General features: G+C 45.4%; 25 protein-coding genes. 6 read left to right on the top strand and 19 right to left on the bottom strand.

The window, feature by feature from the left end:
• The first annotated feature begins 86 nt into the window (after window positions 1–86).
• Complete coding sequence (locus K8S15_03840) at window positions 87–1,100, top strand: transposase (GenBank protein ID MCD4775165.1); 1,014 nt, start codon at window positions 87–89, stop codon at window positions 1,098–1,100.
• Window positions 1,101–1,111: 11 nt separating this feature from the next.
• Here the strand turns inward: K8S15_03840 and K8S15_03835 are convergent, their stop codons facing one another.
• From K8S15_03835 to K8S15_03780, 12 genes are all read right to left on the bottom strand, one after another.
• Window positions 1,112–3,235, bottom strand: coding sequence for a lysylphosphatidylglycerol synthase domain-containing protein (locus tag K8S15_03835; GenBank protein ID MCD4775164.1), 2,124 nt, complete (start codon window positions 3,233–3,235; stop codon window positions 1,112–1,114).
• Window positions 3,232–5,568 carry a hypothetical protein gene (locus tag K8S15_03830; GenBank protein MCD4775163.1) on the bottom strand — a complete coding sequence of 779 codons (2,337 nt, stop codon included), beginning with the start codon at window positions 5,566–5,568 and terminating at the stop codon, window positions 3,232–3,234. The genes K8S15_03835 and K8S15_03830 overlap by 4 nt, the downstream gene beginning before the upstream one ends.
• A gap of 214 nt (window positions 5,569–5,782) precedes the next feature.
• Window positions 5,783–6,532 carry a methyltransferase domain-containing protein gene (locus K8S15_03825; protein MCD4775162.1) on the bottom strand — a complete coding sequence of 250 codons (750 nt, stop codon included), beginning with the start codon at window positions 6,530–6,532 and terminating at the stop codon, window positions 5,783–5,785.
• A 15-nt stretch (window positions 6,533–6,547) separates the two neighbouring features.
• Window positions 6,548–7,486, bottom strand: coding sequence for a hypothetical protein (locus K8S15_03820; protein ID MCD4775161.1), 939 nt, complete (start codon window positions 7,484–7,486; stop codon window positions 6,548–6,550).
• Window positions 7,486–8,385 carry an NAD(P)-dependent oxidoreductase gene (locus tag K8S15_03815; GenBank protein ID MCD4775160.1) on the bottom strand — a complete coding sequence of 300 codons (900 nt, stop codon included), beginning with the start codon at window positions 8,383–8,385 and terminating at the stop codon, window positions 7,486–7,488. Before K8S15_03815 ends, K8S15_03820 begins: the two co-directional genes overlap by 1 nt.
• Complete coding sequence (locus K8S15_03810) at window positions 8,382–9,494, bottom strand: glycosyltransferase (protein MCD4775159.1); 1,113 nt, start codon at window positions 9,492–9,494, stop codon at window positions 8,382–8,384. Before K8S15_03810 ends, K8S15_03815 begins: the two co-directional genes overlap by 4 nt.
• The gene (locus tag K8S15_03805; protein MCD4775158.1) at window positions 9,491–10,417 is read right to left on the bottom strand and encodes a glycosyltransferase family 2 protein; all 927 of its coding nucleotides are present in this window, start codon (window positions 10,415–10,417) and stop codon (window positions 9,491–9,493) included. The genes K8S15_03810 and K8S15_03805 overlap by 4 nt, the downstream gene beginning before the upstream one ends.
• A gap of 32 nt (window positions 10,418–10,449) precedes the next feature.
• The gene (locus K8S15_03800; protein ID MCD4775157.1) at window positions 10,450–11,217 is read right to left on the bottom strand and encodes a UDP-2,3-diacylglucosamine diphosphatase; all 768 of its coding nucleotides are present in this window, start codon (window positions 11,215–11,217) and stop codon (window positions 10,450–10,452) included.
• Complete coding sequence (locus K8S15_03795) at window positions 11,217–11,717, bottom strand: hypothetical protein (GenBank protein MCD4775156.1); 501 nt, start codon at window positions 11,715–11,717, stop codon at window positions 11,217–11,219. The genes K8S15_03800 and K8S15_03795 overlap by 1 nt, the downstream gene beginning before the upstream one ends.
• Window positions 11,718–11,779: 62 nt before the next feature.
• Complete coding sequence (locus tag K8S15_03790; protein MCD4775155.1) at window positions 11,780–12,241, bottom strand: hypothetical protein; 462 nt, start codon at window positions 12,239–12,241, stop codon at window positions 11,780–11,782.
• On the bottom strand, window positions 12,234–12,455 hold the full coding sequence (locus K8S15_03785) for a zf-HC2 domain-containing protein (protein ID MCD4775154.1): 222 nt from the start codon (window positions 12,453–12,455) through the stop codon (window positions 12,234–12,236). Before K8S15_03785 ends, K8S15_03790 begins: the two co-directional genes overlap by 8 nt.
• Window position 12,456: 1 nt before the next feature.
• On the bottom strand, window positions 12,457–13,014 hold the full coding sequence (locus K8S15_03780) for a sigma-70 family RNA polymerase sigma factor (GenBank protein ID MCD4775153.1): 558 nt from the start codon (window positions 13,012–13,014) through the stop codon (window positions 12,457–12,459).
• Between the two features lie 389 nt (window positions 13,015–13,403).
• Here K8S15_03780 and K8S15_03775 point away from each other — a divergent pair, with 389 nt between their 5' ends.
• The 3 genes from K8S15_03775 to K8S15_03765 all read left to right on the top strand — a co-directional run bounded on the left by K8S15_03775 (window position 13,404) and on the right by K8S15_03765 (window position 18,461).
• Window positions 13,404–15,731, top strand: a complete 2,328-nt coding sequence (locus K8S15_03775; protein ID MCD4775152.1) for a vitamin B12-dependent ribonucleotide reductase — start codon at window positions 13,404–13,406, stop codon at window positions 15,729–15,731.
• Between the two features lie 175 nt (window positions 15,732–15,906).
• Complete coding sequence (locus K8S15_03770) at window positions 15,907–16,119, top strand: transcriptional coactivator p15/PC4 family protein (GenBank protein MCD4775151.1); 213 nt, start codon at window positions 15,907–15,909, stop codon at window positions 16,117–16,119.
• A gap of 206 nt (window positions 16,120–16,325) precedes the next feature.
• Window positions 16,326–18,461 carry an RNA-binding transcriptional accessory protein gene (locus K8S15_03765; GenBank protein MCD4775150.1) on the top strand — a complete coding sequence of 712 codons (2,136 nt, stop codon included), beginning with the start codon at window positions 16,326–16,328 and terminating at the stop codon, window positions 18,459–18,461.
• 28 nt (window positions 18,462–18,489) lie between these two features.
• Here the strand turns inward: K8S15_03765 and cdd are convergent, their stop codons facing one another.
• The 3 genes from cdd to K8S15_03750 are packed head-to-tail and all read right to left on the bottom strand — an operon-like array spanning window position 18,490 to window position 20,985.
• Complete coding sequence (gene cdd, locus K8S15_03760) at window positions 18,490–18,867, bottom strand: cytidine deaminase (GenBank protein MCD4775149.1); 378 nt, start codon at window positions 18,865–18,867, stop codon at window positions 18,490–18,492.
• Window positions 18,868–18,869: 2 nt separating this feature from the next.
• Window positions 18,870–19,352, bottom strand: coding sequence for a cyclic nucleotide-binding domain-containing protein (locus K8S15_03755; GenBank protein ID MCD4775148.1), 483 nt, complete (start codon window positions 19,350–19,352; stop codon window positions 18,870–18,872).
• Window positions 19,353–19,398: 46 nt separating this feature from the next.
• A complete protein-coding gene (locus K8S15_03750) occupies window positions 19,399–20,985 on the bottom strand; it encodes an NFACT family protein (protein ID MCD4775147.1) in 1,587 nt (528 codons plus the stop codon).
• A 262-nt stretch (window positions 20,986–21,247) separates the two neighbouring features.
• Here K8S15_03750 and K8S15_03745 point away from each other — a divergent pair, with 262 nt between their 5' ends.
• Window positions 21,248–22,156 carry a hypothetical protein gene (locus tag K8S15_03745; GenBank protein MCD4775146.1) on the top strand — a complete coding sequence of 303 codons (909 nt, stop codon included), beginning with the start codon at window positions 21,248–21,250 and terminating at the stop codon, window positions 22,154–22,156.
• Between the two features lie 7 nt (window positions 22,157–22,163).
• Here K8S15_03745 and K8S15_03740 read toward each other — a convergent pair whose 3' ends face one another.
• From K8S15_03740 to K8S15_03725, 4 genes are all read right to left on the bottom strand, one after another.
• The gene (locus K8S15_03740; protein ID MCD4775145.1) at window positions 22,164–23,330 is read right to left on the bottom strand and encodes a glycosyltransferase family 4 protein; all 1,167 of its coding nucleotides are present in this window, start codon (window positions 23,328–23,330) and stop codon (window positions 22,164–22,166) included.
• A gap of 140 nt (window positions 23,331–23,470) precedes the next feature.
• Window positions 23,471–24,385, bottom strand: coding sequence for a hypothetical protein (locus K8S15_03735; GenBank protein ID MCD4775144.1), 915 nt, complete (start codon window positions 24,383–24,385; stop codon window positions 23,471–23,473).
• Between the two features lie 99 nt (window positions 24,386–24,484).
• Window positions 24,485–24,904 (bottom strand): hypothetical protein, encoded by a 420-nt coding sequence (locus K8S15_03730; GenBank protein ID MCD4775143.1) that lies wholly within the window; start codon window positions 24,902–24,904, stop codon window positions 24,485–24,487.
• Window positions 24,905–24,908: 4 nt separating this feature from the next.
• Window positions 24,909–25,724: a class I SAM-dependent methyltransferase gene (locus tag K8S15_03725; GenBank protein ID MCD4775142.1), complete on the bottom strand. Its 816-nt coding sequence runs from the start codon at window positions 25,722–25,724 to the stop codon at window positions 24,909–24,911.
• A gap of 178 nt (window positions 25,725–25,902) precedes the next feature.
• Between K8S15_03725 and K8S15_03720 the strand changes: the two genes are divergently transcribed.
• Entirely contained in the window at window positions 25,903–26,097 is a 195-nt protein-coding gene (locus K8S15_03720) for a hypothetical protein (GenBank protein MCD4775141.1), read from the top strand.
• Window positions 26,098–26,155: the final 58 nt, after the last annotated feature.

The raw sequence follows: 26,155 nt of genomic DNA, 5'->3' as shown, positions 1-26,155 counted from the left end.
AACACCGATTAAACCGACATACATTAACCTATACCAGATTTGTGCCCCTTGAAAGTTGTTGCAATTAAGCATACACTATAAACAGAATGGCAAGAAAAACACGCCCCGATTGGAAAGGTGCCTTGCACCATATAATGGTTCGAGGTATTGATGGAAAAGCAGTCTTTCAAAGCGAATCAGACAAGTTTGATTTGACAGGAAGACTTGCAGAACTTGTACCTGAATTGCACGTAAGTATATACGCATGGGCAGTTATGCCTAATCATCTCCACCTTTTAGTACGTACTGGTAGCGAACCGATATACAAATTCATGCAGTGCTTACTTACTGGATTTGCTGTTTCTTACAATCTACGTAATGATCGAAAAGGACATGTATTCCAAGGACGGTTTAAGTCAATACTTGTACAGGAAGAAACATATTTTATTCAATTAGTCAAATACATTCATTTGAATCCCCTAAAAGCCGGTATTGTTAAGAATATCAACGGATTAGAGGAGTATAGATGGTGCGGTCATGGTTCAATTATGGGAGTTCGTAAAGAGCCATGGTTCAATAGCATGTATGTCTTGTCCAAGTTCGGATCTGAAAGAGGTGATTCTATCTCCAACTATTTGAAATGTATTAGTGAAAAAACGAGTAATAAAACGCTCGAAACGATGGTTCTTGGGACTTACTCACTTGGAAGGAAGGGAATCTGCAGCACAACATCGGAAAGTCGATGTGACGGCCTGAAAGGTAACTGTAGAGTCTTGGGAAATAAAGAATTTGCTGTGAGAACTATGAACTGGATAAAGCAGGAAGGGAATCGGATTGCAAGAGATCGAGAGGATACTCACGATAGAATTACAAGACTATTCGCCTGGATTGAAGACAATTGGGGATTTTCAGCTGAAATGATCCAGGGAAATACAAGAAATCCCGAGTTGTCGGATTCAAGAGCTCTAATTGCATGGGTATTATCAAATCATTTTGGATTAAGTCAGAGCGATTGCTCCGGTATTCTTAGAATGAGCAGGTCGGGAATAAGAAAAGCAATAAGTAATGGAAAAGAAATATTTAGTGATAGTCAAATTATTAAAGAAATCTCTATTTGGTAAGTGACCAGAAGTTACGTCCAACCCCGACCCCGACCCCGGCCCCGGAAGGCGATCCAGAGGGCCTTGAAAAGGCTGGGCGGATGGAGCAGAATGTTCGAATAAGCCTGATTGGCCAAAGGGCAGGCGCATTCACCACGCCTGATTGACTTTCTTATTTCCTTTGCTCTCTTTGAATTCCAGATGTCCTGGAAATCAGTATTACCATCAAGTTTCCCCATCTGACCCCTGTATGCAAGGACAGCACAGGGCCAGATACCTCCATCGGAGTTGATATGAACATTCATCAATCCTGCCGAGCAGGGAATTACCTGCTTTTTTTCATTAAGTATCTGAACAACAAGGTCATAATAAACAACCCTCATCGCCGTCGTGATTCTGGGCAGAAGTTTCATGTCTTTCATTTTTTCCATTACTGAATTCTTAAAGACATCCATAATCTTTCCATAACTGTTACCGTCCGGTGTGATGCCTGAGCCCAGGTTGAAGAATTCCTCCCTCTCCTCAGCGATTTCATTGATGTAGGAATCAACTCCCATATTCTTCGAGTATTCAATTATCTCTACAAGATGATGGGCATTGAATCTGGATATTACGGTACCCACTCCAACATGGAGATTACTGTGTGTTTTCTGCATTTGTTTGAGCCGCTCTACCGTATCAAGCAGTTTTTCAAAATTGCCCGGAACGCCTCTTATTTCATCATGAAGTTTTCCTATACCGTCAAAGGAGGGCTTTATCGTTAGCACAGTTCCAGGGGCTTCTTTGTCAATCACATCAAGAATCTCATTTGTCATCCGTATTACTCTGTCTGTTGCTATAGCATTTGTTGGTATGTGAATAACTGCTGGAGTCATGAATCTGCAGGCATACTTAATAATATCTGGCAGATCATCCCTTAGAAACGGTTCTCCTCCCGAAACGTTGAAGAAGTAAGTCCAGCCTATAGAACGGAAAAGCCTTTCAATAGTACTGATATCAAGGTCATCATCGGAGTCATGCTTCCAGATGTAACAAGTTTTGCATCTTGATTGACATCGCCTTGTGACAGAAAAAGTTACGTTCACAGGATTTGGTGCCTTGGCCAGACCGTACATAGCCAGCTTACTCCTGATAACGCTTCCCGCAAGGTGGAAGATCTGCTCTATATGATTCATGGATTTGGTGAATCTGCGGCGGAGAGAACCGTATATTATTCCCTGAAGCGCGTAGAGCCCTTCCACTACCATCAGCATAAGCCTTTGCCCAAGTGCTATTACTGTAGCGACTTCCACCCCACCATGGACGAAACCTGAAAGAAGGATTCCCTGAACACCCTCTCTGATACCAATCCCTCCAGGGATGAAGACCATTGCCAGGGCAATGAACCAGGAAACGGGTGCAGCCAGCATACAGATAGCTATCATTGCGAAAGGTTGCTCGGGCCGCACTCCGAAACCGCGGAACCAGAAGTAGAGGGCCATGCTGCGAAGACCCCACGAAAGCAGATGATAACCAATGAATATAGCCTGGTCCTTATGTGAGATGTGAGGTAATGTATCGATGTCCGTGCCAAATCGATGACTCAGTTTATGGGTCAGAGCTTTCTGTATTTTCGGAGCGAACATCATGATAATCCCAAGACCGGCTGAAACCCATAGGGCGATTACAACTGGAACAGGCACATTTGCCAGACCCAGAAATGGAAGACCTATCAAAGCCATTATTGTCAGGGCTACCATCATATAGATATTCTCAAGGATAAATGCTGTGATGGCTTTTACAGGTCCAATACCCTTTGCCTTAAGGAAAGTCATCCTTCCAACGACCATCCAGAGTTTGCCCGGAACGTACTGTCCCATCTGAGTGATGTACCAGTTCCTTCTTACTTCTCCCTTATCGATTTTAGGGATCTTCAGCGCCTCAAGTATCTTTCGCCAGGGCGCTGGAGCGAAATAGTAACCAAGCATCAACGAAATGAATGAAAGCACTATCATAGGCAGACTGGCACTCTCCCTTGAAGTTTCCCAGAAACGAATGATTCCCGGCTGCCACCTTGGCCACAGATTCAGTGTGAAATACAGAATGGCTGCTATCAGGAGGATTACACCTCCCCAGGTTGAGAGTATATGGAACAGCCTTTTACGGTCTCTTGTCATTCTGCTGCTTTCTTCTTTTGTCTTCCGGATTTTATATCAAGTGCTACGATAAGAAGAGCGGACAGTAAACCCGCGATTGATATAACAAGACCTGTGTTAACATCGGATGAATCGAACCTGAATTCTACTTCATGCAGTCCTGAAGGTACAACAACTCCCCGCTGCCAGTGATTTGCCTGCATCATTGAAGCTGGTTCTTCATCTATGAATACACGCCATCTTGGATACCACGTGTCGGCGAGAACAAGTAGACCATCCTCCGGATTATCAGTCCGAATTGTAATCTTTTGAGGCTCATCGATTACTATTATTGCTTCCGCTTCCGCTGTGTTAAGCATTTCGGGCAGTTCAGAACTTTCGTACAGTATAGTAATCTTTTGAGGATCGATGCCGCCCGACAGAAGATTAAGACACTGATCTTCAGATAGTTCTACCCAGGATTCAGCAAACCATACCCTCGGAAGCTGTTCCGCGGGAAGCAGAGCTTCGAGTGTGTCAACGTATGATGGATCTGAAGAAGAAGTCTGTTCTATCAGATAATCTCTGAACTGTGGATATGTAAGATAGCCATCCTGTGTCTGAAGAACGGTAAACGCCGTCTGTCGGGCTGCTATGATACCGCCAGTTGAGATAATGGATTGAAGATCTGCCGCAATAGCGGTTTTTGCCGCATGATAACCACCTACCGATCTGATATGGGATGGAACGAATTCGTTTCCACCCATGAGGAGCCTTCCGGATCCTGTAAGTGCGAAAAGATCATTGTCATGTTCAACAAGATCATCAACCCTTGTTTCATCAAGGTAGATCTGAAAATCCTTGTCCAGCGGTATTATTTCAGCGGCGATCAGAATTGAAAGGAGTGTACCAGGTATCACAAGGCTTACTAATTTTTTGTTTCTGAAATAGATAAAACCTGCCAGCACCAGGGCAGCAGCGGCAGCTTTCAGAAAATCTGGAGAAGCGATATCAACTCTTCTATGTACCAGGGAAGCGTATCCTGAAGCCGAGGGGTTTCCCATTCTGGACCACCAGCCTGATTGCAGACCGGGCAGTACAGAATCAGCGAGGAGGAAGATAAATACGCATATGCCTGCAAAAACGGAAATTCCGATCATGAACTTCTTTCTGGGGAAATTTTCATTATGGAAGATAGAATCGAAACCGGGGCCCGCAGCCAGCGCTATAGCGGAAGTCGTAAGGAATGCGGCCATATGCGGAGCTCTCAGTTTGCGGAAAAGCGGAATGATCTTGTGGAGTACTCCCAAGAACGGAGTATAACCGCCCCATGATATGAGCAGTCCTGTCACCATGATAGCCAGCAAAGGCCATCTGTACTTTTTTGAGGAACCCAGAAATGCAGCAGATGCCAGTAGAAAGACCAGGACGCCTGTGAATTCACTGCTTAATCGCAAACCAAGCCTGCCAAAATACAGAGGAACACCGGAAAATGTACTATCCGGAAATCCGTGCCTGTAGCCGAAAAGATGTGGGAACAGCATCGTAAACGTTTCTTCCGGAGGGAGAGAATAACTCGAGGCCTGTTCGTAAGATAGATCATCAGCCCTTGAGGAATACTTTGAAAAATTGTATCCCGGCAGCAACTGAATTGCTCCGATTGCTACTGCAAGAAGTACTACAATCACTATTCCCAATACAGCACTTCCAAGGTTCTTCCCAACGGTGCCTTTACTTGAGAAAGCACGGAATCCGAGCCAGATAAAAGCTGCTCCCACAGAATAGAGAACCATCTGAGGATGGCTGGCCAGGGTCTGCATACCAAGAGCCATCCCACCGATAGCGATGTATTTTCCCCTTCTAGTCTGCATCCACTTTTCACATGAATACAATAGAAGCGGTAGAAAACTCCAGCAGATTATCTTACTTCCATGTCCCGCGTAGAACAATGTGTTCGACCAGGCTGTTACCGCAAAAGCAATAGAGCCGACGATTCTGCCCCACCTGCTTACTCCGATTGATCCAAGAAAAAGCCATGCAAATATTCCGCCAAGAAGCATTTGAATAGGGAAGAGAAAACGAATCATGCCTTCTAGACCTGTGATCAGCAGAAGCAGACCACGAATGGGATAGAAAACAGGAGCGGAAAACGAAGAGTAGAATGGAATACCACAGAATATATATGGATTCCAGTGGGGGAGACTGCCATCCTGAAGAGATTCAGTAGTGAATGTAAAGAAGGAGTATCCCTGATTTACCGTGTCGCTGAGTTCCCCGCCCGGCAACCTTCCTGATGTAAAGACAGTTGAATAGGTTATTAGTACTGCAGGAATTAGAAAAAGCAGAAATCCGGTTCTTTTCGGAAATGAAATCAAAATAGTTACCCCTCTCCGAAGAGTCTTACTATTCGAGTAGAAACAAAAACAGAAGATACTTCAATAATGGATGATATCAAATGCTTTCCTGTTATGACAGCAAGCACAGTGTCAGGTTCACCGGCTGGAATTCTCGAGAAAATACCAATGACTGTTGAAAGCACGATATTTCTATGCTGAGTGATTCTCCGGAAACAAGTCGATCGATTCAAGATTATTTAGCTTGGATGATCATGGAGCCCATAAGCGCGTTTAAAACAGGAGTTTTTGAGAACCGTCTCTCTATCCGGTACAAGAATCTGGTAATTGGGATCGGGCATTTGGAACCAACTAATCCGGCATACTCAATATCCAGCACGGAGTATCCGGTCTCCTTGAGTAGTTTCTTGATAAACGAACGGGAGAATACTTTCTCCGACGGTGACCAGCGGTTTTTCCTGAAAATCCGCAGTATCGGGATGCCGAACGCAAAAAACTTTGCGGGGTTATACAGATTTGGCTCCCTGAATACAATTCTTGCCTGTTGTGTTTTAGTTCTCCTTACTTCCTGCAAGGCCATACATAAATCAGGAAAATGGTGGAGAATAGCGTTGCCTATTACGGAATCGAAAACACCCTCTTTAAAAGGGAGCTGTTCAGCGTTGCTGACGACAAATTGCACACCGCTATCTGTCTTGGATCTGGCTACTCTTATCATTTCCGGTGAAATGTCCAGGGAAACCAGTTGAACTTGTTTTTCAGCGAATTCTTTTGTGTATTCTCCAGTGCCGCAACCGAGTTCTAAAACGGTCATCCCCTTTTTCAGTTCCGCACCTTGAGTAATCGATCGAGCCCTGCGTTTAATGCGATCCATACCTACAGGTGACGTGCTTATAATGACCTTGTCATATAAGTTTGCCCGTTGATCAAAGAATGCACGTTCCTGCTTGCTAAGAGACGCTTTTTGAGGATTATCTTTCATCACGAAGTCCTTTAATGATTATTTTTCTTTTCCAAAGATTTTTACTGTTCTTGTAGAAACAAGAGCCAAAGATACTTCAATAATAGATGATATCAAACGCTGTCCGGTTATGACAGCAAGAACAGGGCCCGTTGCGCCTGAAGGAGCGAGGAGGGCTACCGTAGCCGCCTCCTTAACACCAATCCCGCCGGGAACGACAAATACGATATAACCGGCAAGCCATGACAGAGGAACAGCTGCGCAGCAAAGAAGAAAACTCACATCTGATATGCCGAAGCCTTTCAACCAGAGAAAAAGAGCCAGTCCCCGAAGCCAGGATATGGCAGAATAGATGAGAAGGAGCTTGATGGAACCGATTAATCCGGGTAACGGCAATTCCTGAGGAACGCGCCCATACTTCAGCCTGTACAGCCACTTCTGAATGGGGGTGAGAAATGGAATCACCAGAAGTGAAATTCCCGCCGCAAGTACTGCATACTTCAAACCAGAATGCGAAAATACATCGCTTCTGGAAACCACAACCGGTATCACTGCGGCAAGGCCTGCTCCAGCAACTGTGTACAGCAGTTCAAGAAATGGAACACTTGTGGCTCTGTATCCGGTTAGACCTCGTGATTTCAGGAAGGCAACTCTGCCGGCGAACAGCCATACTTTTCCGGGTACATACCGGCCGAGCTGCGACAAGAACCATGCAGCTCGAAGTTCTCTTGAACTGACAGTGCTTCCCGCGCGGTGTGAGAGAATTATCCATCCTGCAGGTATAAGGAAGTAGGATATTACAAGAAAGAGGGTGGAGGTACATATTAAAAGCCAGACAGGTTGCCAGCTGAATTTGTTTATCTGTTCAAGCCAGTTCTCGCCGTTGACAATAATAATCCATGCGGCAGCAGTGATTAGAAGCAGAATACCGGTTCTCATAAGCCATTTTATCCAGGCTTTTTTCTTGGTAGAGTTCATTAGCGTAGAACTCCGTTGTTCAGATACCATGAAACTGTTTCACTTATACCTTTTTTAAGATTCCATTCTGTATGGAAATCAGCCTTCTCTGCCTTTTCGGTCGATACGTAGTGATCTTTGCCGAAGAGTTGGAACCTGCTTTCTGAAAGCGCGTCTGGACACAGTTTCCCCAGCTTAAGAACCATTCTGAAGAACATTTTCGGCAGAGGTACGATTTTTAAAGATTGCCCCAGAGCCGATGCGATCTCACTGCACAGTTCCCTGACAGTGACGATTTCCGGACCAGCTATGTTAAAAAGCCCGCCGTTCAGTATACCTCCGGGAAGAGAAGACTCCACTGCCCGGCAGACATCTCCTGCAAATGTAGGTCTGATTTTAGCGCCGTTTCTTCCGATAAGGGGCATCCATCCTTTTGAAACCTGTTCGAACAAGGCAAGTTTGTGAAAATCACCAGGTCCGTAAACGAAATCAGGGCGAAGAACTGTCAGTTGGTCAGCGGGCAGATCCTCGTGTTTACGCAGGTATATTTCACCCTTCATTTTTGAAGATTCATATTCGCCCCAGGGATCGTATTCCGAATCCTCCGAACCGTTCGCTGAAAGGCCTGCAACACCGGGTGTACTGATATGTATTAAATGAGTATCCTTACGCGAACAGTAGTCGGCAAGTGTTTTCGGAAGGGCTGTGTTGGATAGCGTTAACTCGTTACTATTAACGCCAGGAGTTCCTAGTCGACCTGCTGAGTTAACGATTACATCGATATCTTCAGGTATCCCATCCAGAGAAAGATTTCCATGCTTTGATCTGTTGTAACTAACAGTTTCATACCCTCTTATCGAAAGATATTCCGCGATGCATGATCCAATAAATCCACCTGCTCCGGTAATGAATATCCTCATTGCAGCTTTTTCACAAGTTCTTCAGCATACGTTTCCCAGCTGAATGAGGAAGCCTTCAGTCTTATCCTGCTTTTTGTATCAGGATCGGAAGCAAGTTCAAAAGCGGCGAGTATGGATTCTGCCAGGCTTGATGGTGACCAGGGTTGAGCAAGGAAGCCTGTGGAACCAGGATCAACAAGTTCTGACAATCCACCGGTATCGGTAAGAACAAGAATCCTGCCGAAGGAGAGAGCTATTTGTGCCACACCGCTTTGAGTAGCGCTGCGGTAAGGGAGGGTAACAATATCAGCTGCATTGAAATACATGGCGATATCGTCATCTGGAACGAACTCATCGATCCATTTTATTCTATGTGAAAGCTTGAGAGAGGAAATGACTGAGGTTATTTCACGTTTGTCTGCGTAGCATTCACCAACAATAAGAAGAGATATATCATTCGGAAGGGAACTCATCGACCTTACAAGATCCTGAATACCCTTGTATGGTCGCACAAGACCGAAGAAAAGAATCAAACGCTCAGTTTCCGAGTAACCAAGTTTCTTTCTTGAATATTCCCTGGTGACTTCAGGATTATTGTACTGATCGTAAACAGGATGGTAGAGTTTGAGAAGCTCTGCATTCAGGTCAAGGGATGCAGCTTTTTCCAGATCCGTTTCGCTGTGAACAACAGCAAGCTTCATTCTGTCAAGGAAATTCCTTGACAGTTTTCCGGCAAACGGAAAGGATTCATGGGGAATAACATTGTGACAAATAGCCGCGGACGGAATTGAACTGGGAATTGAAGCAAGAACCGATGGCGCAAAGAAAGGATGCCACCATTGAATTATCAGGTTGTCGAATTCGGATTTCTTGAAGTAATCTCTGGATGACATCCACCTGAAAGGATTACATGAATCGATTAAACTGATTATTTCATCACCGTTATGTTCGGTTTCCGGTTCGAGCTGTGACGTTCCGGGGAACAGCATGGACGGATAAAGTTTTCTGTACGATATCGGAATAAAATCATGTTCGGGAAAGTTATACTTCAGGGTTTCAAGAAGCCGCATGGAAAACTGGGCAATTCCACCGCGGTAGGGGGGGAATGGTCCTACGACTCCTGTCTTCATTCTTCTTCCGATTTGGGTTTGGTTCTCTCCAGAATGTCGAATGATTTCCTTCTGGACAATTTCAGAAGCATTTCACCAAGAAGGCCCAGTGAAATGAACTGAAAACCTACAACAAGAAGGAGAACACCAAGAAGCAGAAGGGGTCTTCTTCCTATTGACTCACCACCGAACCAGACTACTGTAAGATACGCTGAAATACCAAGTCCAATCAGAGCCAGTACTGTTCCGATGCCCCCGAAGAAATGGAGGGGACGGTAAGAGTACCTGTGTAAGAAAAGTACAGTCAGAAGATCTGAATATCCCCTGAAAAAGCGGGCAAGTCCGTACTTGGTTTGTCCATATTTACGTTGTCTGTGATTTACAATCTTTTCACCTATCGAAAAGCCTTGCTGAGCTGCCAGCACGGGAGTATACCTGTGCATTTCTCCGTAGAGTTCCAGGTTTTCGATGACTTTCCTTCTGTAAACCTTTAATCCGCAGTTGAAATCGTGAAGTTTTACGCCTGTAGCCAGCCTGACGGTTAAATTGAAGAACTTTGAGGGTACTGTTTTTCCGAGAGGATCCTTACGGTCCTTTTTCCATCCACTAACAAGATCGAAGCCCTCTTTAATCATCAGATCAATTATTCCGGGTATTTCAAGTGGATCATCCTGAAGGTCAGCATCAAGAGTAGCTACAAATTCACCTCGTGATTCATTGAATCCCGCAGCCAGGGCGGCAGCCTTTCCTCTGTTACTGCTGAACCTTAATCCTGTTACCGGGAAATCCGAAGACAGCTGGCAGATTCGTTCCCAGGTGTTATCAGTGCTGCCGTCATCGATGATGATAACTTCATGAATTCTGTTCTGCATGCATTCGGATATTTCCTTCACAAGTTCCGGAAGGCTCTCCTCTTCGTTGAACGCCGCGATTACAATTGAGATATCCGGGTTCTTATCCTTTGCTGGTAACTCTGTCACTGTTCCCTCTTCTCCCTCTGACTGTTGGATATTCCATGTGAATATGTTAACAGTTCAGGTTGCCCGGTGCCATTATTCATACGGCAGTAGGTGAATCTCGTCAGCCAGTCTCCAAGAGAAACATATATACCTGTTTTACTTCTTTTGACAGTGTCCAGGTGTGTATGACCCATAATGATGATATCAATACCCTCATCGAATTTGTCATTAATCCAGTTCTGCAGTCCTGAGGGGATGCTGTCAAGGTCACGCCTGAGTATCCGCTTACTGGTATCTGAGAAACGTCTAGCGAGGAAAGTGCCAACGTCAGGATGAAGAAGTCTGAAGAGGAATTTGCTTGTACCAGACCTCAAAACCGGCTTTAAAAGTCTGTAACCGACATCGCCGGATCCCAGCCCGTCACCATGGGCCAGGAGCACCCGCTTTCCATTCATTTCCAATGTCAGATAATCTTCGAGGTGTATCGTTGCTCCGGTCGCTTCCTCAAAATGCTTTCCTACCCAGAAATCATGATTGCCTGGAAGAAAATGAACTTTCCATCCTTTATCGGAAAGGCTTCTTAATGCAGAAAGGCTTCTTTCATATCCGGATGGAACGACACTTTGGTATTCAAACCAGAAATCGAAGAGGTCGCCCAGTATCCAGAATTCTCCGGAATCGTGGGAATCATGGAGATAATTAAGAAAGGAAATGAATTTGTCCCGGCCGGGATGGGATTCCCTCTCCGGGAAAAGATGAACATCGCTAAGAAAGTATCTGTCCATTATTCCCCACAGTGGATGGAAGAGAGAAGCCTTGAAGGAGATCCGAAACCGTTTCCAGTGATCTCTTCGCCCCCGGTAGTCAGTATCAGGCAGGTTGGCAGTATATTGGTATCCATCTTCTTCATGACAGTGGAATCCGCGAGATATACGGGCAAAGATATTTCCATGTTATTGATAACGCGCTGAGCATGATTTCTCGAATTGTGATCCGGCTGGACAGGCAGAGCCAGACAGGTTGTATCAAGCGAAGCCAGGAAAAGAAGGTCGGCCTGCATATCATCGTGTTTATCAAGCGGGAGCCAATAGTAAAGAATGACATCAGTTTCGAGGAGAATGTCTACCGTATCTCCAGTGGGAGCAATAAGAACACCGGGCAGCCGCACCGAAAGTTGGCTGGTGTACGATGAATCATTATCGGCGGATTCTACTTCTTCTGTTCTTTCACCGCAGCCGTAGATAAGAACAAGAGAAATCACGAACAACACAATTGTACTTCTCATATTCGTGTCTTTCCATTCATAAAAATTCAATTTCAACAGGATATTAATAAATACTGTCCGAATCAGCCACTAGTAATAATTGAGAACAGCCGGACCGGCCAGGATTCGGAGTCCTGGCCCCGTATAATGACCAAAGCATCTGTATCCTGTACAACAGCGGTGATATGAAAATCCTTGTGGGTTACAAAATGCGGGTTCGGCGGGAGATTTAACGGAGAAACAATTCTGACAAGAACATCACCGGTTCTCGCATCTCTCGCGGTAATAAGTTTGTAAGGGTAATAATCATGTATTCCGAAGGCTACTTCACCGGGGAGAGGAGGTTCAATCCCCTCGATTATCCACCAGTTGCCAGACCAGACGGAATCGAATAGGGAAATCATAGATGCACGGATGGCGATTTCTCCTATATCTGAAATAGTAGTAGAAGGTTTCCTGAACAGTACCGGCATCAACGCGAGAAGCAGGAATCCGATAACCGCAGCTGAGATTCTGGCAACTGTCGATTCCGACAAATCATGCATTTGTCAGTAAACTGCTGATAGTGTTCTGCAGCTCGAAGGGAGCCTTGTATTGCATGTAATCTCTCATGGTTTGCTGAATGTGTTCGGTCTGTCTGAAGAATTCCCTGCAGTCCGGACATCCATCAATATGGTCCATAAGGTTTTCTCGATGCTCGGGAGCCAGCTCACCAGAAATGTAATCGTGCATGTGTAAATGAGCATCTTCACATGTCATATCAACTCTCCCCCATTGCCACATTCTTCCAGTCAGAAAGCAAATGGCGCAGTATTAGTCTGCCTCTGTGTATCCTGGATCTTACCGTACCTATCGGTATATCAAGAATAGATGCAATATCTGTGTATGAAAATCCCTGAACATCGCAGAGTACTATGGAATCCTTGAACTCCTCAGGAAGATTAGCGATAGCTCTTGTTATATCTTCCTTCAGTAAATTATCAAGACACTTTACACTCGGGTCGGGACCGTGCTTGTGCAGCTCCGATACATCTTCCCTGACCATCTGTTCTATCCATTCTCCAGCCATACCTATTGGCTTTCTTTCATTTCTTCTAATTTCATTCAAAAATGTATTACGCATTATTGTGAACAACCATGCCCCCGCATTTGTTCCAAGGGAATACTGCTTCTCGGATTTGAGTGCGTTCAGATAAGTATCCTGGATAAGGTCGGACGCGTCTTCACTATTCTTGCAAAGATGCATTGCATATCCATAGAGCCTGTCCAGGTGACTGAGCACTTCCTTTTCAAAACTCTTTCTTCGTTTGCTTTTCATACTGCTCACAATATAGAATATTCGTTGCTTATAAACAAGCAAACGAATCGTCCATATGCCAATACGTTAGCGTTCAACACAACCTGTAGTAGTGCCCCCTTGCCAAAGGTACAAAATATTGATAGTCTACCTCTATCGATGGCGTTTTGACTTGTGACCGGGATCTGAGTTAGTTTAAAAGTTGAAACCAATTATAGGTTTGAAAGTAGTGATAAAATTTACATATGCAGATTAACTAATAGTGGTTATTATTTCTGCTGATGATTACCCCTTACAAATGGGGCAGGAGGGTGTAGTTGGCTGAACTTCATCTGCAGAACGATCTATTCTCGAAAACAGACAGTAGCAGTGAAAAGCTTGTTGATGAAGGAAAGAACTCATCTGATTTCATTGGATTGATTACGCCTGAATTCAGCAAGAACGCACAAACTGTTTTGAAGAAACGGTATCTGAAAAGAAACGAATCCGGTGAGATCATTGAGAAGCCGGGGGATATGTTTCTGCGTGTTGCTGAAGCCGTTGCGTCTGCTGAGGAAAAATACGAGAACGATGTAGAACAGATGACGATCACATTCTACAATATGATGGCTAAAAAGGAATTCCTTCCCAATTCTCCCACACTAATGAATGCCGGACGAGAACTCGGGCAGCTTTCAGCGTGCTTCGTTCTTCCCATTGAAGACAGTATGGAAAGCATATTCTCCGCTGTAAAGAATACGGCGCTGATACATAAGAGTGGGGGGGGAACAGGGTTCTCATTCTCCAAGATACGCCCTGTAAATGATACTGTAATGTCAACGAAAGGTATTTCCAGCGGTCCTATATCTTTCATGAATGTTTTTGATCAGGCAACCGAAACCGTCAAGCAGGGAGGGGTTCGCCGGGGAGCAAACATGGCCGTTCTCAGGGTGGACCATCCCGACATTTGTGAATTCATAAACGTTAAGCGCAATATGGAAAAGCTTAACAATTTCAATCTTTCAGTCGCAGCTACCGATGAATTCATGGATGCAGTTGAAAGGGGAACCAAGTACAATATTGTGAACCCCCGGAACGGCAAAGTAGTTGGTTCAAAGGACGCAAATGAAATATTCGACTCAATTATTGATTCAGCCTGGAATTCAGGGGAGCCGGGACTGGTTTTCATTGACCGCATGAATGACGCTAACCCTACACCGCATATCGCTGATATTGAAGCTACAAATCCATGTGGAGAGCAGCCACTGCTTCCATATGAAGCGTGCAACCTTGGTTCTGTAAATGTTTCAGTTATGGTGGAAAAAAGCGAAACCGGAATGTTTAAAATGAACTGGGCTAAGCTTGAAACAACTGTGAAAACTGCTGTAAGGTTTCTGGACGATGTAATTGAGATAAATCGTTATCCTCTTGATGAGATAGCTGAGATGGTAGCCGGGAATCGAAAAATAGGTCTTGGTGTTATGGGTTTTGCAGATCTTCTCTTCAGGCTGGGAATACCTTATGACTCCGAGGAAGCATTGCTGTTCGCAGAAGAACTTATGAGTTTCATTGCTGAGAAGGGAAAAAAAGCAAGCACAGATCTGGCCGCGGAACGTGGAGCATTTCCGAATTTCAAAGGAAGCGTTTACGACAGCAAGCATATGCCTATGATACGTAACGCGACAGTAACCACAATTGCGCCAACCGGTTCAATCAGCATCCTTGCCGGATGTTCAGGTGGAATTGAACCTGTATTTGCTCTTGCTTTTACAAGAAAGAACCTGTTGGACAAAGATGATGAACTGCATGAAGTAGTTCCAGAATTCGCGAGAATTGCGAGTGAAAGAAATTTCTTCTCTGAAGAAGTTTTTACGATAATTGCTGAAAAAGGCACTTGCCAGGGAATACCCGAGATTCCAGGGGATATTCAGAGAATATTTGTCACTTCTCATGATATATCTCCCGCTTACCACGTAAGGATGCAGGCTGCTTTCCAGAAATACACCGATAACGCAGTTTCAAAAACGGTGAATCTTCCCGAGAACGCTTCAAGGAAGAGTGTCGCTGAAATTTTCAAGCTTTCCCGCAGGATTGGTTGCAAAGGTGTTACGGTTTATCGGGATAAAAGCAGGGACAAGCAGGTTCTTAACCTTGCAAAATCAAGGGAGTCCGAGAAGGCCGATGAAGTTACGCTACCATTAATGCCAATAAGCCCACGGGACAGGGGAGATGTTACTTCAGGGATAACAAGAAGAATCAGAACAGGGTGCGGAAAGCTGTATGTGACAATAAACAGAGACGAAAATGGTCCTGTTGAACTGTTTTCACAGATGGGGAAAGCCGGCGGTTGCGCAGCCAGCCAGTCGGAAGCTATAAGCAGGCTCATTTCTCTGGCTCTAAGATCCAATGTCAAACCCGAGGCAATAGTGAAAGAACTCAAGGGTATCAGCTGCCATAGAATAGTCTGGCAGGGTGGTAACAGAATCCTATCCTGCGCTGATGCCATTGGCCAGACCATTGAATGGTACGGCAACGAGAATGTGGATACTTTAATCATGAACAGTACCGCCACAATACAATCCATCGAACCGGTACAGGCGAAACAGAGTAACGATACTGAAACGAATGCTGCTGAATCGAACGATGAAGAAGTCGTGGAGAACCTTGCTGGAGCCTGTCCAATGTGCGGAGGACCTCTCAAGTACGAATCAGGATGTGTTTCCTGTTCCCTCAATTGCGGCTATTCCGAATGTGGCTGATAAAGTTCATCCATGTCAGATACTAATCAGATCAATAATTAATCCTGAAATTAAACAGATTGTTCTACGGCTAATTGCAGGCGGATTGGAACCGGGCTTGCATTTCACCGCCATTTTTCATTAGACTTCCGGTTCAACTAAAATGAGCGGTTAAAAAACAATGAATGGAGAAACAGTGGAGAAGACAGTAAAGGATATAGAAAAAGGACAGGATCTGATTAGAGTTGAGCTTTCCGAATTCAAAGGGAGCCAGTACATAGGCGCCAGAATATACTATATGGACGATAAGGGTGATTGGAAGCCTACTCGCAAGGGGCTTACATTGACTCCCGATGTAATGGTGAAGGTTCGTGACGCGATTAATGAGGCTCTTGAGATCCTGGAGTAGAATTTTCATCAAACCGGGCTGAAAATAACCCTGATCCAGGAGATGTTCTTCATGTATCAGTGAAATAATCATTCATACAGGTATTCAATACCGTCCGATCCATCAAGAAAAGGGTATAGGTCATTCAACCTGGATAAATTGAACCATCTCCATCAGTAATCCTTGCTTATCTTCCAGTCCTTCAGACAGTTCTGAAAGAGAAAGAAATGCAAAACTATCATTATAAAAAGATATCCCTTGAAACAAGATTAAGCACAAAATACGTTGCCGCTGTCGCGTCTCTACTTGCGGAGGGAGCTACCGTACCTTTTATTGCAAGGTATCGAAAGGAAGCTACCGGAAGCATGGATGAAGTTTCCGTCATAACCGTTCGTGACAGACTGGAACAGCTGAAAAAACTTGATGGTAGAAGGGAATCCATACTGCGGTCACTTGATGAAAGAGAACTTCTTACAGACGATTTGAAGGACAGGATCATCAATGCGGATACTGTGGTTTCTCTTGAAGATATCTATCTGCCGTTCCGTCCTAAAAGAAGAACCAGAGCCACAAAGGCAAAGGAGAAGGGGCTCGAGCCTCTTGCGCTGCGGATACTGCTTCAGAAGGGTGATGATCCATCTTTGTATGCGCTCGAATATCTGGATCCGAAAAAAGGCGTTGAAACACTGGAAGATGCACTTGCAGGAGCACGGGATATCATTGCGGAAGTGCTGTCACATGACGCTGAAATCAGAAACCCTATGCGAAGGCTTTACTGGAATACAGGCAACTACAAATGCAGGGTGAATTCGGGAATGGAGGAGGAAGGGGCGAAATTCAGAGATTATTTTGAATGGGATGAACCTGTATGCAGAACTCCATCACACAGAGTTCTTGCGATGCGAAGGGGAGAGGAGAAAAAAGTTCTATCTCTCAGGATAACAGTGTCGATTGATAGAGCAATGGACATTATTCTGTCAGGAAAATGCATGAACCCCGATACTCCTGAAGAAAGAATAATCGCTGAGGCCGCAAAGGATGGTTTCCAGAGACTTCTCGCTCCGTCTATGGAGACGGAGACCCGCTGCAGAAGCAGGGAGGCGGCGGATGATGAGGCAATAGTAGTATTCGCATCAAATCTGAGAGAACTTCTGCTTGCTCCACCGCTGGGTTCGAAAGAAGTGCTGGCAATAGATCCTGGTTTCCGGACCGGCTGCAAGCTTGTCTGTCTCGATTCACAGGGATTGGTTCAACATAATACAGCGATATTTCCCTTTATGTCTGAAGCGAAAAAAGTGGAATCCGCTAAAACCGTTAACGGGTTGATAGAGAGATTCGGACCGAAGTACATCGCTGTTGGTAATGGTACTGCCGGCCGGGAAACCGAAAAATTCCTGGGCGAAGTGGGGCTTCCGCAGGATGTAAAAGCTGTATCGGTGAACGAGAGCGGAGCATCAATCTACTCGGCTTCCGAAATTGCCAGGGAGGAATTTCCCGATTTTGATATCACTGTACGCGGAGCGATCTCGATAGGAAGAAGGCTTCAGGATCCCCTGGCGGAACTGGTCAAGATAGACCCTAAGTCCATAGGAGTAGGCCAGTATCAACATGATGTGGACAGTAAAAAACTGCACAAGGCTCTTGATGATACAGTGATGAGCTGTGTCAACAGAGTTGGCGTTGATATCAATACAGCAAGTGCTCGACTTCTATCGTATGTATCCGGTCTTTCCGCGAAAGTATCTGGAAATATTCTCGAATGGAGAGAGAAGAACGGAGCATTTTCCAGCCGTCAACAGCTTCTGCAGGTTACAGGTCTCGGATCTGTTGCCTTTGAGCAGTCCGCGGGTTTTTTAAGGATCAGAAAAGGGCAGAACCCATTGGATGGAAGCGGTGTTCATCCGGAAAGTTATGCACTGGTTGAACGGATGGCCAGATCGAAGGGTTCGAGTGTTACAGAACTGATGAAGTCAGAGGAGATCCGGAAATCAATTGATCTCAAAGAGTTTATCAGTGGAAAAATCGGGCTTCCCACGCTGCGTGATATCATGGATGAGCTGGAAAAACCAGGAAGGGATCCCAGAAAATCCTTCCAGATGTTCAGTTTTGCTGATGTCCATGATATTAAGGATCTTGATGAGGGAATGATACTGCCCGGAATAGTAACGAATGTTACGAATTTCGGCGCTTTTGTAGATATAGGGGTTCATCAGGATGGACTTGTCCATATCAGCCAGATGGCTGACAGATATATTAAAAATCCGGCAGATGTAGTTTCGGCAGGTCAAAAACTCAGAGTAAAGGTCATGGATGTGGACATTAAAAGAAAGCGTATATCCCTTTCCATGATAGGGATCGAATAGCATATAAATACTATCGCTTGAGAGGGTATTAGAAGCGGTGTGGGAGTAGTTCAGTGAGAGTATAGGACTTGACCGTGTCGTTCGTTGCCACCATCACCTGGAAATCATCATCGCAGAATTCGGCAAGTACTTCCCTGCAGGCTCCGCACGGCATAGGTTCACCATCAGGCGAGTATATCAGAATCCTTTTGAATTTCTTCTGTCCGTTTGAAACCGCTGAAAAAACCGCTGCCCTTTCGGCACACACGGTAAGACCATAGGAGGAATTTTCGACGTTGACCCCAACGTGAAGGTCACCATTCTCATCTTCAAGAACCGCGATCACATGAAAATTCGAATAAGGACAGTAGCAATTTCCGGAGGCTTCCTTCGCTTTCGCGAGAAGTTCCTCAGCACTCTTAGCCATCCTCAGAAGGTTCTTTCGATAAAGGGAAGTGATCTGAGCTTATCGTTGGCATTTCGCAGTCTGAGGGAAACAACCTCTGAGAACGCGTGAAATACTTTTAGACCTATCCTGGGGTTTTCATTTAATATGCAAGATACCTTGGAATGCTGGATCTTTGCCAGTTCAACCCGAGTATGTGAATATACAGAGGCACTTCTGCTTCTGCGATCAAGCAGGACCATTTCACCGAAGAAATCCCCCATTTTGAGAATTCCGAGTATCTGTTCGATACCCTCGAAGGTTTTCTTGGTCACGCGAACTTTGCCTGACAGGATAAGGTATAGATATTCGCCGGTGTCATCCTCACGGATTATCACACTGTTGGGAGCCAGGTCAGAATATTGAGCCTTATCAACGAATAATTCAAGCTCTTCCGGCTCCAGAGCCTGGAAGAGGTAAGCGGATTTGAACACGTCAAGATGGGCCAGCGTGAATCTACTGTTCATGTTTTTCTCCATGTCATATTCTGATTCATTGTATTAACTATTCAATTCAGGGCAGTCTGTCCAGATCAATAAAAACAGTCTTCTCTCTGGAATATACAACCTGTCCCGGTTTTCCTTTTCTTATGCGGTTAACATACTGAACCCTGGTATAATCAACAGGGATGATACCGGAGGAGGCTCCGCTTCCCCTTGCAGCCTCAATTGCTGTCTCCAATATGATATCCTCCGGTGGATTGTCTGACCTTCCATCGAGCTTAAGAACTACATGGGCACCTGGAATACCCCTTGCATGGAACCATAAGTCGCCCCGCTTGCCGATTCTGAATGTAACTTCCTCATTTTCTCTGGCATTTCTTCCCGCGAAGCATCTCCATTCTCCGCTGAGTGTTTTAGCTCCTATTAGTTTTTTCCCTTCTTCCTTATTGAGTTCCTTTTTCCGGTGATTCCGAAGAAGATCGTCCAGTTCGGCAACCGGAAGGTCAGGGGCTCTTGAGAGTGACTTTTCCAGGGATTCTATTTCATACAGCGTACTTTGTTCATGTTCCTCAAGATTGCGTTTCTCTATTCCAGTATTTGAAGCCTTCCTGAAAAACCTGCCGGCATTTGATTTAAGTGACTTTGAGGGTTTGAGAGGAATTGTGTGCTCAAAACCGTTCCAGTCCCTCAGTACAATCTCACTGAGGCCTTTCTTCGAATTATTCTGTGTTGAGAGAAGCAGGTTACCCCATGTTCGGTACTTTTCAGGGGATACGAGTCCATCCAGGGCGACCTTGAGATTGCTAAGCCTTTTGTAAAGGAAAGACAGCCTCCTCCGTAGAATGGCTGACCATGTTTCAAGCCTGTCCTCCTTTAGACAGGTGTTTTTTCCCGTCATTTTCATGGAGAGGGGAAACTCTATGGGTTTTCCTGTACCAAGTTCAATGGGAAGTGGGCCGTCAGGACCGAACCATGGGCTGAAATTCTGTTCAAGCAGAGCGGTCTCAAGTTCAATTACGACATCGATCAATGAGGTCTTATTGATATCCGAATGGCTTATAAGAGCTCGTGCGGTCGTCGGGCCAACACCTTCCAGCATCGTGTATAGTAAGGCGGGAGAGGCCTTTTTATTCTCAATGGTTCTTTTCAATTCGATGGAACTGTTCCATTCTCCTGGAGACAGGCCAGAAGATGGTGGTGGAACGTATACCTGACCCGGGGCAACTGTTCTATACCTGCTTTTGGTTGAGAGTACTTTCCTTTGGCAGGCAAGAATTCTCTTATCCTCATCTCTTACCAGGATAACGTTCGCATTCCGCCCGGTAGCCTCAAAGATGAGAGTAACGTCGGAATTCCCATAGAGAAGAGTACTGCTGAAACAGAGATTCAGTATTCTGTCAGCGCCCGGCTGGACAATATTCCGAACTTTTGCACCGTCGAGATGATGGTTCCATGTCGGGGAGGACAGTTCTGTCATATTCGCCGTTTTGCTCCAGATGAGGCCCGGAGAATCCGGTCTGGCGTTCAGAATAAGAATTCCATCGTCAAACAGAAGGCCGAATGCGTCCCTTGCCGGGCGGCCGATTTTCCTGCATTTCCTGTTTGAAATCAGGTCTTTCAGAGGCGGCAACAGAGCACTGAGAAAAACACCGTCCACAAAAACCCCTTTCTCGAAAGATGGTTCATAATATCTTTGTATCGTTCTTTTTATGCAATTCCGAATTCTAATCATAGATTTGTATATTATAATGGGTGATTTCAGTCAGACCTCGCTTTGACGCGGCTTCCTGTTCCCTGGTATTGTAGCTTACTGTGTGGGAGTGTGTTCTATCGGTTTAAGTAGGATTAGTAGCCCGTTGGCAAGGATATGTTTTTCCTGCTGACGATTAAGATCGCGTCTTTAAAGGGGGCTTGCCGGTTTGAGAATCCTTTTTCATACAATAGCGTTGAACAGATGTGATCTGCTGAAACAGACGATTAACTCAATTGATTCTCAACATGACTGGGATTTACTGCTTCACTTCGTTTCAAAAGATCCTGAGATTGCCGAATACCTTGGATCGGAGAAGATAGCTTCAAATGCTAAAAACGAGTTCATCTTCAATTTAGGCTACAACATTGGTGTAGCCTTTTGTTTCAATGAAGCGCTTTATCATGGATACGAAAAGAACAGTTACGATTATGTCTTTCTTATAAACAGTGATATCCGCTTTCATCCGGGTGATATTGACGGAATGATCTCTCTCGCAGAAGAGTCCCATGATAAAGCGCTCGTCACGGTGAGGGGACCGCACGGTAAGCACGGAGACGATTGGCAGCATTCTCAGGGACTTGCCGCGTGCATACTGATGCCGGACGCTTTCAAAAAAGCTGGGTACTTCGATGAGAACATCTTCCCGGCATACTTTGAAGACTGTGATTATTTTTACAGAGTACGGCTTGCACAGGGTAATGGATCTATTATCGAAAATCCTGCATTGGATGATGTTGACAATCCGCTTGTTGCCTGTCTCCTGACTGGAAGAACACTCCACGAGGGAAGCAGCGTGATCAGCTCTGACAAAAAGATGCGCAAGCTTAACTCATATTTCTATGATAGAAACAAGAATTATTACATCTCCAAGTGGGGAGGAATAAACGATCAGGAGAAGTATTTGATCCCCTTCAAGGAAGTTGACTCCCTGAGAATTGACAGTGTGGATAGAACTCATCCGTACGGAAGAACATTCGACAGATCGCGAGAAAGAGAACTCTACCTGGCATTCGCGAAGAACAAAGGTTTTCTTCAGCTTGAGATACTTAAAGGATACAATTATTTAAATCGATAAACACCATTCAATTGAAAATTTTCCCATTATGTCTCAAAACACTCCTGTAGACTTCCATAGAGCGTTTCGCTGTTAAATTCCAGGAAAAATGTTTTGCCTGCTCAAAACCCAGGGGTATGAGCTGTTCGCGAATACCGGCGGGATCTGTTAGTGTCTTCATTGCTGATGCAATCTCCGTGGGGCTGAGTGGATCAACGAGAATAGCCGCGTCTCCCGCTATTTCCGGTAGACATGACGCATTGGATGTAATGACGGGACAGCCGCACTGCATCGCCTCTATAATGGGGAGGCCGAATCCCTCTGCGAAGGACGGGAACACGAATGCAGTGGCAGATGAGTACAGTTGAACAAGATCATCCTCCGATATTCCTTCTATCGTATGCACAGACCGGTCTTTAAGGAAAGCTTCGTTTCTCGCCTGGAAGTTCTTTTTGTCTTCCTCGCCTCCGGACAGGACAAGTACAAGATGGTTCTTCCTGCGAATATCCTCTGGAATGAGTGAATAGGCTTCGAGTAGATTCGATATGTTTTTTCTTGGATCAACACGTCCGATAAAGAGGAAGTACGAGTTACCGGATAGACCGTACCGTTTCAGGAGCTGCTTATCCGGCGCAACCGGTTTGAACGATACGGAGGCGGCATCGTGAACAGGTACAATGTCAAGTGTGCAGGAAGGATACTTTCTGTGAAGTGTTTCGGCAACGTAACTTGATGGAGTTATTATCGCGTCTGCCCTTTTCAGCAGAACAGGGGTCCTGCTGAGGTACTGTCTCTGGAGATCTGAGTTTCTGTACTGTTCCTGAGTTATGGGGAAGATATCGTTGATAGTTGCTACGAACGAGCCTGGTAATGCCGGAGTTCCGTATGGATCCGTCAGATGTACAATATCAATTTTTCGCTCGTGAAATCGCCATGCAAGGGAACCTGTGAGAACAGTCAGGCGTTTTAAACTGTCACCCAGCATTCTTATATGAGGAAGGCCTCCGATAATATCGATATTCGAGTATTCACCGAAGATCTTCTGGAGTATGCCCTTTTTCGAAGAACTGAACGTTGTGTAAAGCAGAAATTTATCATCTGGAAACTCGAAGGCCAGAGCCCGTACAAGTTCCCGGGTGTAGGTTCTTATCCCGCTGTGCCCGAGAATGTTAGTCGCGTCAAAACCAACTCTCACTTCGTCTCCCTCCGGAGAAATTCTGGAATGAATCGCTTAATGAACTTCAAATTACAGAACTTTGAAATCGAAGTCAACAGATATGGACTGACTTCCCTGTAATCATGCCTTCGATACGTTCCGTCGTACGCCTGTGGCTGTCAACTGTTTTCTGCCGGTGTTCGGAGCTGCCATGATTTGAGCTTCGAAGTTATGAGCCTCAGGGATTTAGACAGTCCGCCCAGTGACCAGCTGCCCCAGGAATGAAGTCGTATGCTCTGCTCACTTCCGTCTGAGCTGCGATATTGCAGTATGGGATATGCCGCTCCCGCGTATGAGGCCATACTTCCTGCGTCTGCCTTGCATTTTACGGAGATCATGTCCTCCCGTTTCAGCACGAAATTTTCCGTATCCCCTCGGTAAACCAGCCGGTCAGGCTCTATCCAAAGCACGCCAACATCATCTTCTACAAGAGTCAGCTTCTTGAAGCTGCTTTTGCCAGGGTCCGAAACTCCAACAAGAACTCCCTTCGCGAGATCAGGGGGGGCAACTCCGAGCACAATTGCCCTTTTTCTGACCACAGCTCGATTAAGCGGCGCCCAGATATTGATCCAGACCATAGTGAGCTGAACACATATCAACGATGCCAGTATGGGAATGATGAACGGTAATGGTTCTGGCAGCCCATGATGTATCAGGATAGGTGTGATAGGAACAGAAATGATGAATCCGATTGCCAGGGATAGGCCCAAGCCAACGGCGATGTTGATAAGATAGAGCTTCTTCTTGAAGCTCGCGAAGAAAGGCTTGTTGAAATCGAACGTGAAGCAGCTGGTGAGGAAAGTTACAGCATACGCAACCACAGCTGCTGTAAGAGCGATAGCGCTTAATACAATGGCAATCGTAGAATTGAAGAAGGACCCGGCAGCAAGAAAGGACTCTGGCACAGGTTCATGAGAAGAGAACATGCCGATCAGTTTAATGCCCAGAAGGAAAGAGGCAATAAGCACGATAATGATGAGCAGGAACCCGCCTACTCTCTTGAAAACAGGAAGTCTCTCATTTCCTGACTGCATCGTTTCCTCCGTTTCCAAACGAATCTCATTTTCTCTCGCATCGAGTCATAAAATTCGTGTGTTTCATATTACTTGAAGACGCGCTTCGCTCTTTTAAGTTTATCCCCGTCCTTTGTATTTTCTACGTGCTTCATCAACTTCTACGCGCGCTTCATCGATTCCGCGCTCATCGAACCACGAAAGCCACTTATCGGTATCGATAATCCTTGCGTCGCTGTCCCAGAGTGAACAACGAATCGAAAGGCCATGATGATTCGTTATTCGAATGATTTCTTCATCACCGCTGTAGATATAGACAGCAGGTGTGCCGTCACACTTGCAGTGAAACCACTCCTTTGGCCTCTCTATAATCAGGCTCTGCTTCAAGGCAATTATATCCTGCCTGTCTTTCGACTCAAACAAAATTTTTGAATTGATCCAGGGAGATTCCCTGACGATTACTCGATCTGCCTTTTCTATCAGTTGAGAGAGCGTCGAAGGGTTTACGAGGTGTTCAGGTTTGGTGTTGTCAATTTTCATTCGTTCACTTCTCCCGTTTCCTGCCGATATAGAGAAGATGTCTTGAAGCTCCGATAACCGATTCCTTCGTACTTGCTTCAAAGAACAGGTCCAGCCATAGTTGCCGACGCTTACCCTGAAGGCTGTTGTAACTTTCATCATCAGCTGAGATAGCTGGTTCAACACCGGCCAGAACCAGGGTTTCAAATCCGATACCCTGATGCAGGGGAACAATCTCGGAGACGGTTGCGAAGTACCCGCGGAAATCTCCTATCCGAAGGTTTTCAGGATTGCTGCCTTTCTCGATAACTGAACGAACTTCTGGCTGATTCTCGATCCATTCAGGAAATAGCTTGAGCACGCCACCCAGAATGCCGAAGCGGCTGATGAACGATGAGAATATGATGCCGCCTTCTCTCAGCCGGCTGAATGCTTCCCTCAGAGCCGTCTTCCGGTCCTCATCTTCAACCAGATGATAGAGAGGACCCATAAGCAGAACAGCGTCAAATTCCTTTTCCGGCACCTCATTGAGATCACGCGCATCGGCTACAAGAAACTGTACATGTTTCTCAAGCCCCTGTTCTTCTATTCGTTTTCTGCATCTCTCAATCAGCTTTTCCGATATGTCAACAGCTGTGAGCGTATGTCCGCGCCCTGCTAATTCGAGTGTATATCTTCCTGTTGCAGCCCCGACTTCCAGAATGGAGCCTTCATGGGGCAGATACCTGTTCAGGTACCTCAATGTGATGTCATGCTCAAGCTGGTGGCGTTCCAGCCGGATGTGCTCCTTCTCCGGGTCGCTGTTGTACAGTGCTACGATATCACTGATGTCATCTATCAATTGTTCTCCTGATACTAACGATTTTAAGCAAATTGACCGGGATATTGCCGATCTCGAATTTCACCATACGTATATCATATAACTTAATAATCGATCTGTGTTGTAATCCAGGTCCGCTTCAGCGCATGCCAACGATCCCGCTCCGATCCACTGGCCTGTAGGTAGTTCTGAAGGCCAGATGAACAATACAAAGACACTTATGAACAGTTATGGCGATCCCCAAAACAACTGGTCCCTGGGCATATTTCATTGCGGAATCGATATTGATTCGTGGACCGAAACTCCAAATTGTGATGATATACGAAACGTTCTCGATGGAGATGCTGTCATTTCAAAAATATCAAGTTGGGAAACAAATGGGTTTATTCAATGAACAGTGATTACAACCGAGGGAACTGACAGGGGGCGGGGTTTCAGAGATGGGTGTATTT

The organism is Candidatus Aegiribacteria sp. (genome assembly GCA_021108005.1).
In the GTDB taxonomy this organism is placed as follows: domain Bacteria; phylum Fermentibacterota; class Fermentibacteria; order Fermentibacterales; family JCC-6; genus Aegiribacteria.
Note: the sequence above shows the minus strand (reverse complement) of the source record. Positions and strands in the feature narration are given on the sequence as shown.

What these genes read in the sequence shown, in the direction of transcription:
- K8S15_03730 (MCD4775143.1), bottom strand. Translation starts at nt 24,904, where the DNA reads ATGAAAATTGACAACACCAAACCTGAACACCTCGTAAACCCTTCGACG.
- K8S15_03795 (MCD4775156.1), bottom strand. Translation starts at nt 11,717, where the DNA reads ATGAGAAGTACAATTGTGTTGTTCGTGATTTCTCTTGTTCTTATCTAC.
- K8S15_03800 (MCD4775157.1), bottom strand. Translation starts at nt 11,217, where the DNA reads ATGGACAGATACTTTCTTAGCGATGTTCATCTTTTCCCGGAGAGGGAA.
- K8S15_03720 (MCD4775141.1), top strand. Translation starts at nt 25,903, where the DNA reads ATGAACAATACAAAGACACTTATGAACAGTTATGGCGATCCCCAAAAC.
- K8S15_03820 (MCD4775161.1), bottom strand. Translation starts at nt 7,486, where the DNA reads ATGAACTCTACCAAGAAAAAAGCCTGGATAAAATGGCTTATGAGAACC.
- K8S15_03815 (MCD4775160.1), bottom strand. Translation starts at nt 8,385, where the DNA reads ATGAGGATATTCATTACCGGAGCAGGTGGATTTATTGGATCATGCATC.
- K8S15_03785 (MCD4775154.1), bottom strand. Translation starts at nt 12,455, where the DNA reads ATGACATGTGAAGATGCTCATTTACACATGCACGATTACATTTCTGGT.
- K8S15_03840 (MCD4775165.1), top strand. Translation starts at nt 87, where the DNA reads ATGGCAAGAAAAACACGCCCCGATTGGAAAGGTGCCTTGCACCATATA.
- K8S15_03835 (MCD4775164.1), bottom strand. Translation starts at nt 3,235, where the DNA reads ATGACAAGAGACCGTAAAAGGCTGTTCCATATACTCTCAACCTGGGGA.
- cdd (MCD4775149.1), bottom strand. Translation starts at nt 18,867, where the DNA reads ATGGCTAAGAGTGCTGAGGAACTTCTCGCGAAAGCGAAGGAAGCCTCC.
- K8S15_03790 (MCD4775155.1), bottom strand. Translation starts at nt 12,241, where the DNA reads ATGCATGATTTGTCGGAATCGACAGTTGCCAGAATCTCAGCTGCGGTT.
- K8S15_03765 (MCD4775150.1), top strand. Translation starts at nt 16,326, where the DNA reads ATGCAAAACTATCATTATAAAAAGATATCCCTTGAAACAAGATTAAGC.
- K8S15_03735 (MCD4775144.1), bottom strand. Translation starts at nt 24,385, where the DNA reads ATGCAGTCAGGAAATGAGAGACTTCCTGTTTTCAAGAGAGTAGGCGGG.
- K8S15_03810 (MCD4775159.1), bottom strand. Translation starts at nt 9,494, where the DNA reads ATGAAGACAGGAGTCGTAGGACCATTCCCCCCCTACCGCGGTGGAATT.
- K8S15_03780 (MCD4775153.1), bottom strand. Translation starts at nt 13,014, where the DNA reads ATGAAAAGCAAACGAAGAAAGAGTTTTGAAAAGGAAGTGCTCAGTCAC.
- K8S15_03755 (MCD4775148.1), bottom strand. Translation starts at nt 19,352, where the DNA reads ATGAACAGTAGATTCACGCTGGCCCATCTTGACGTGTTCAAATCCGCT.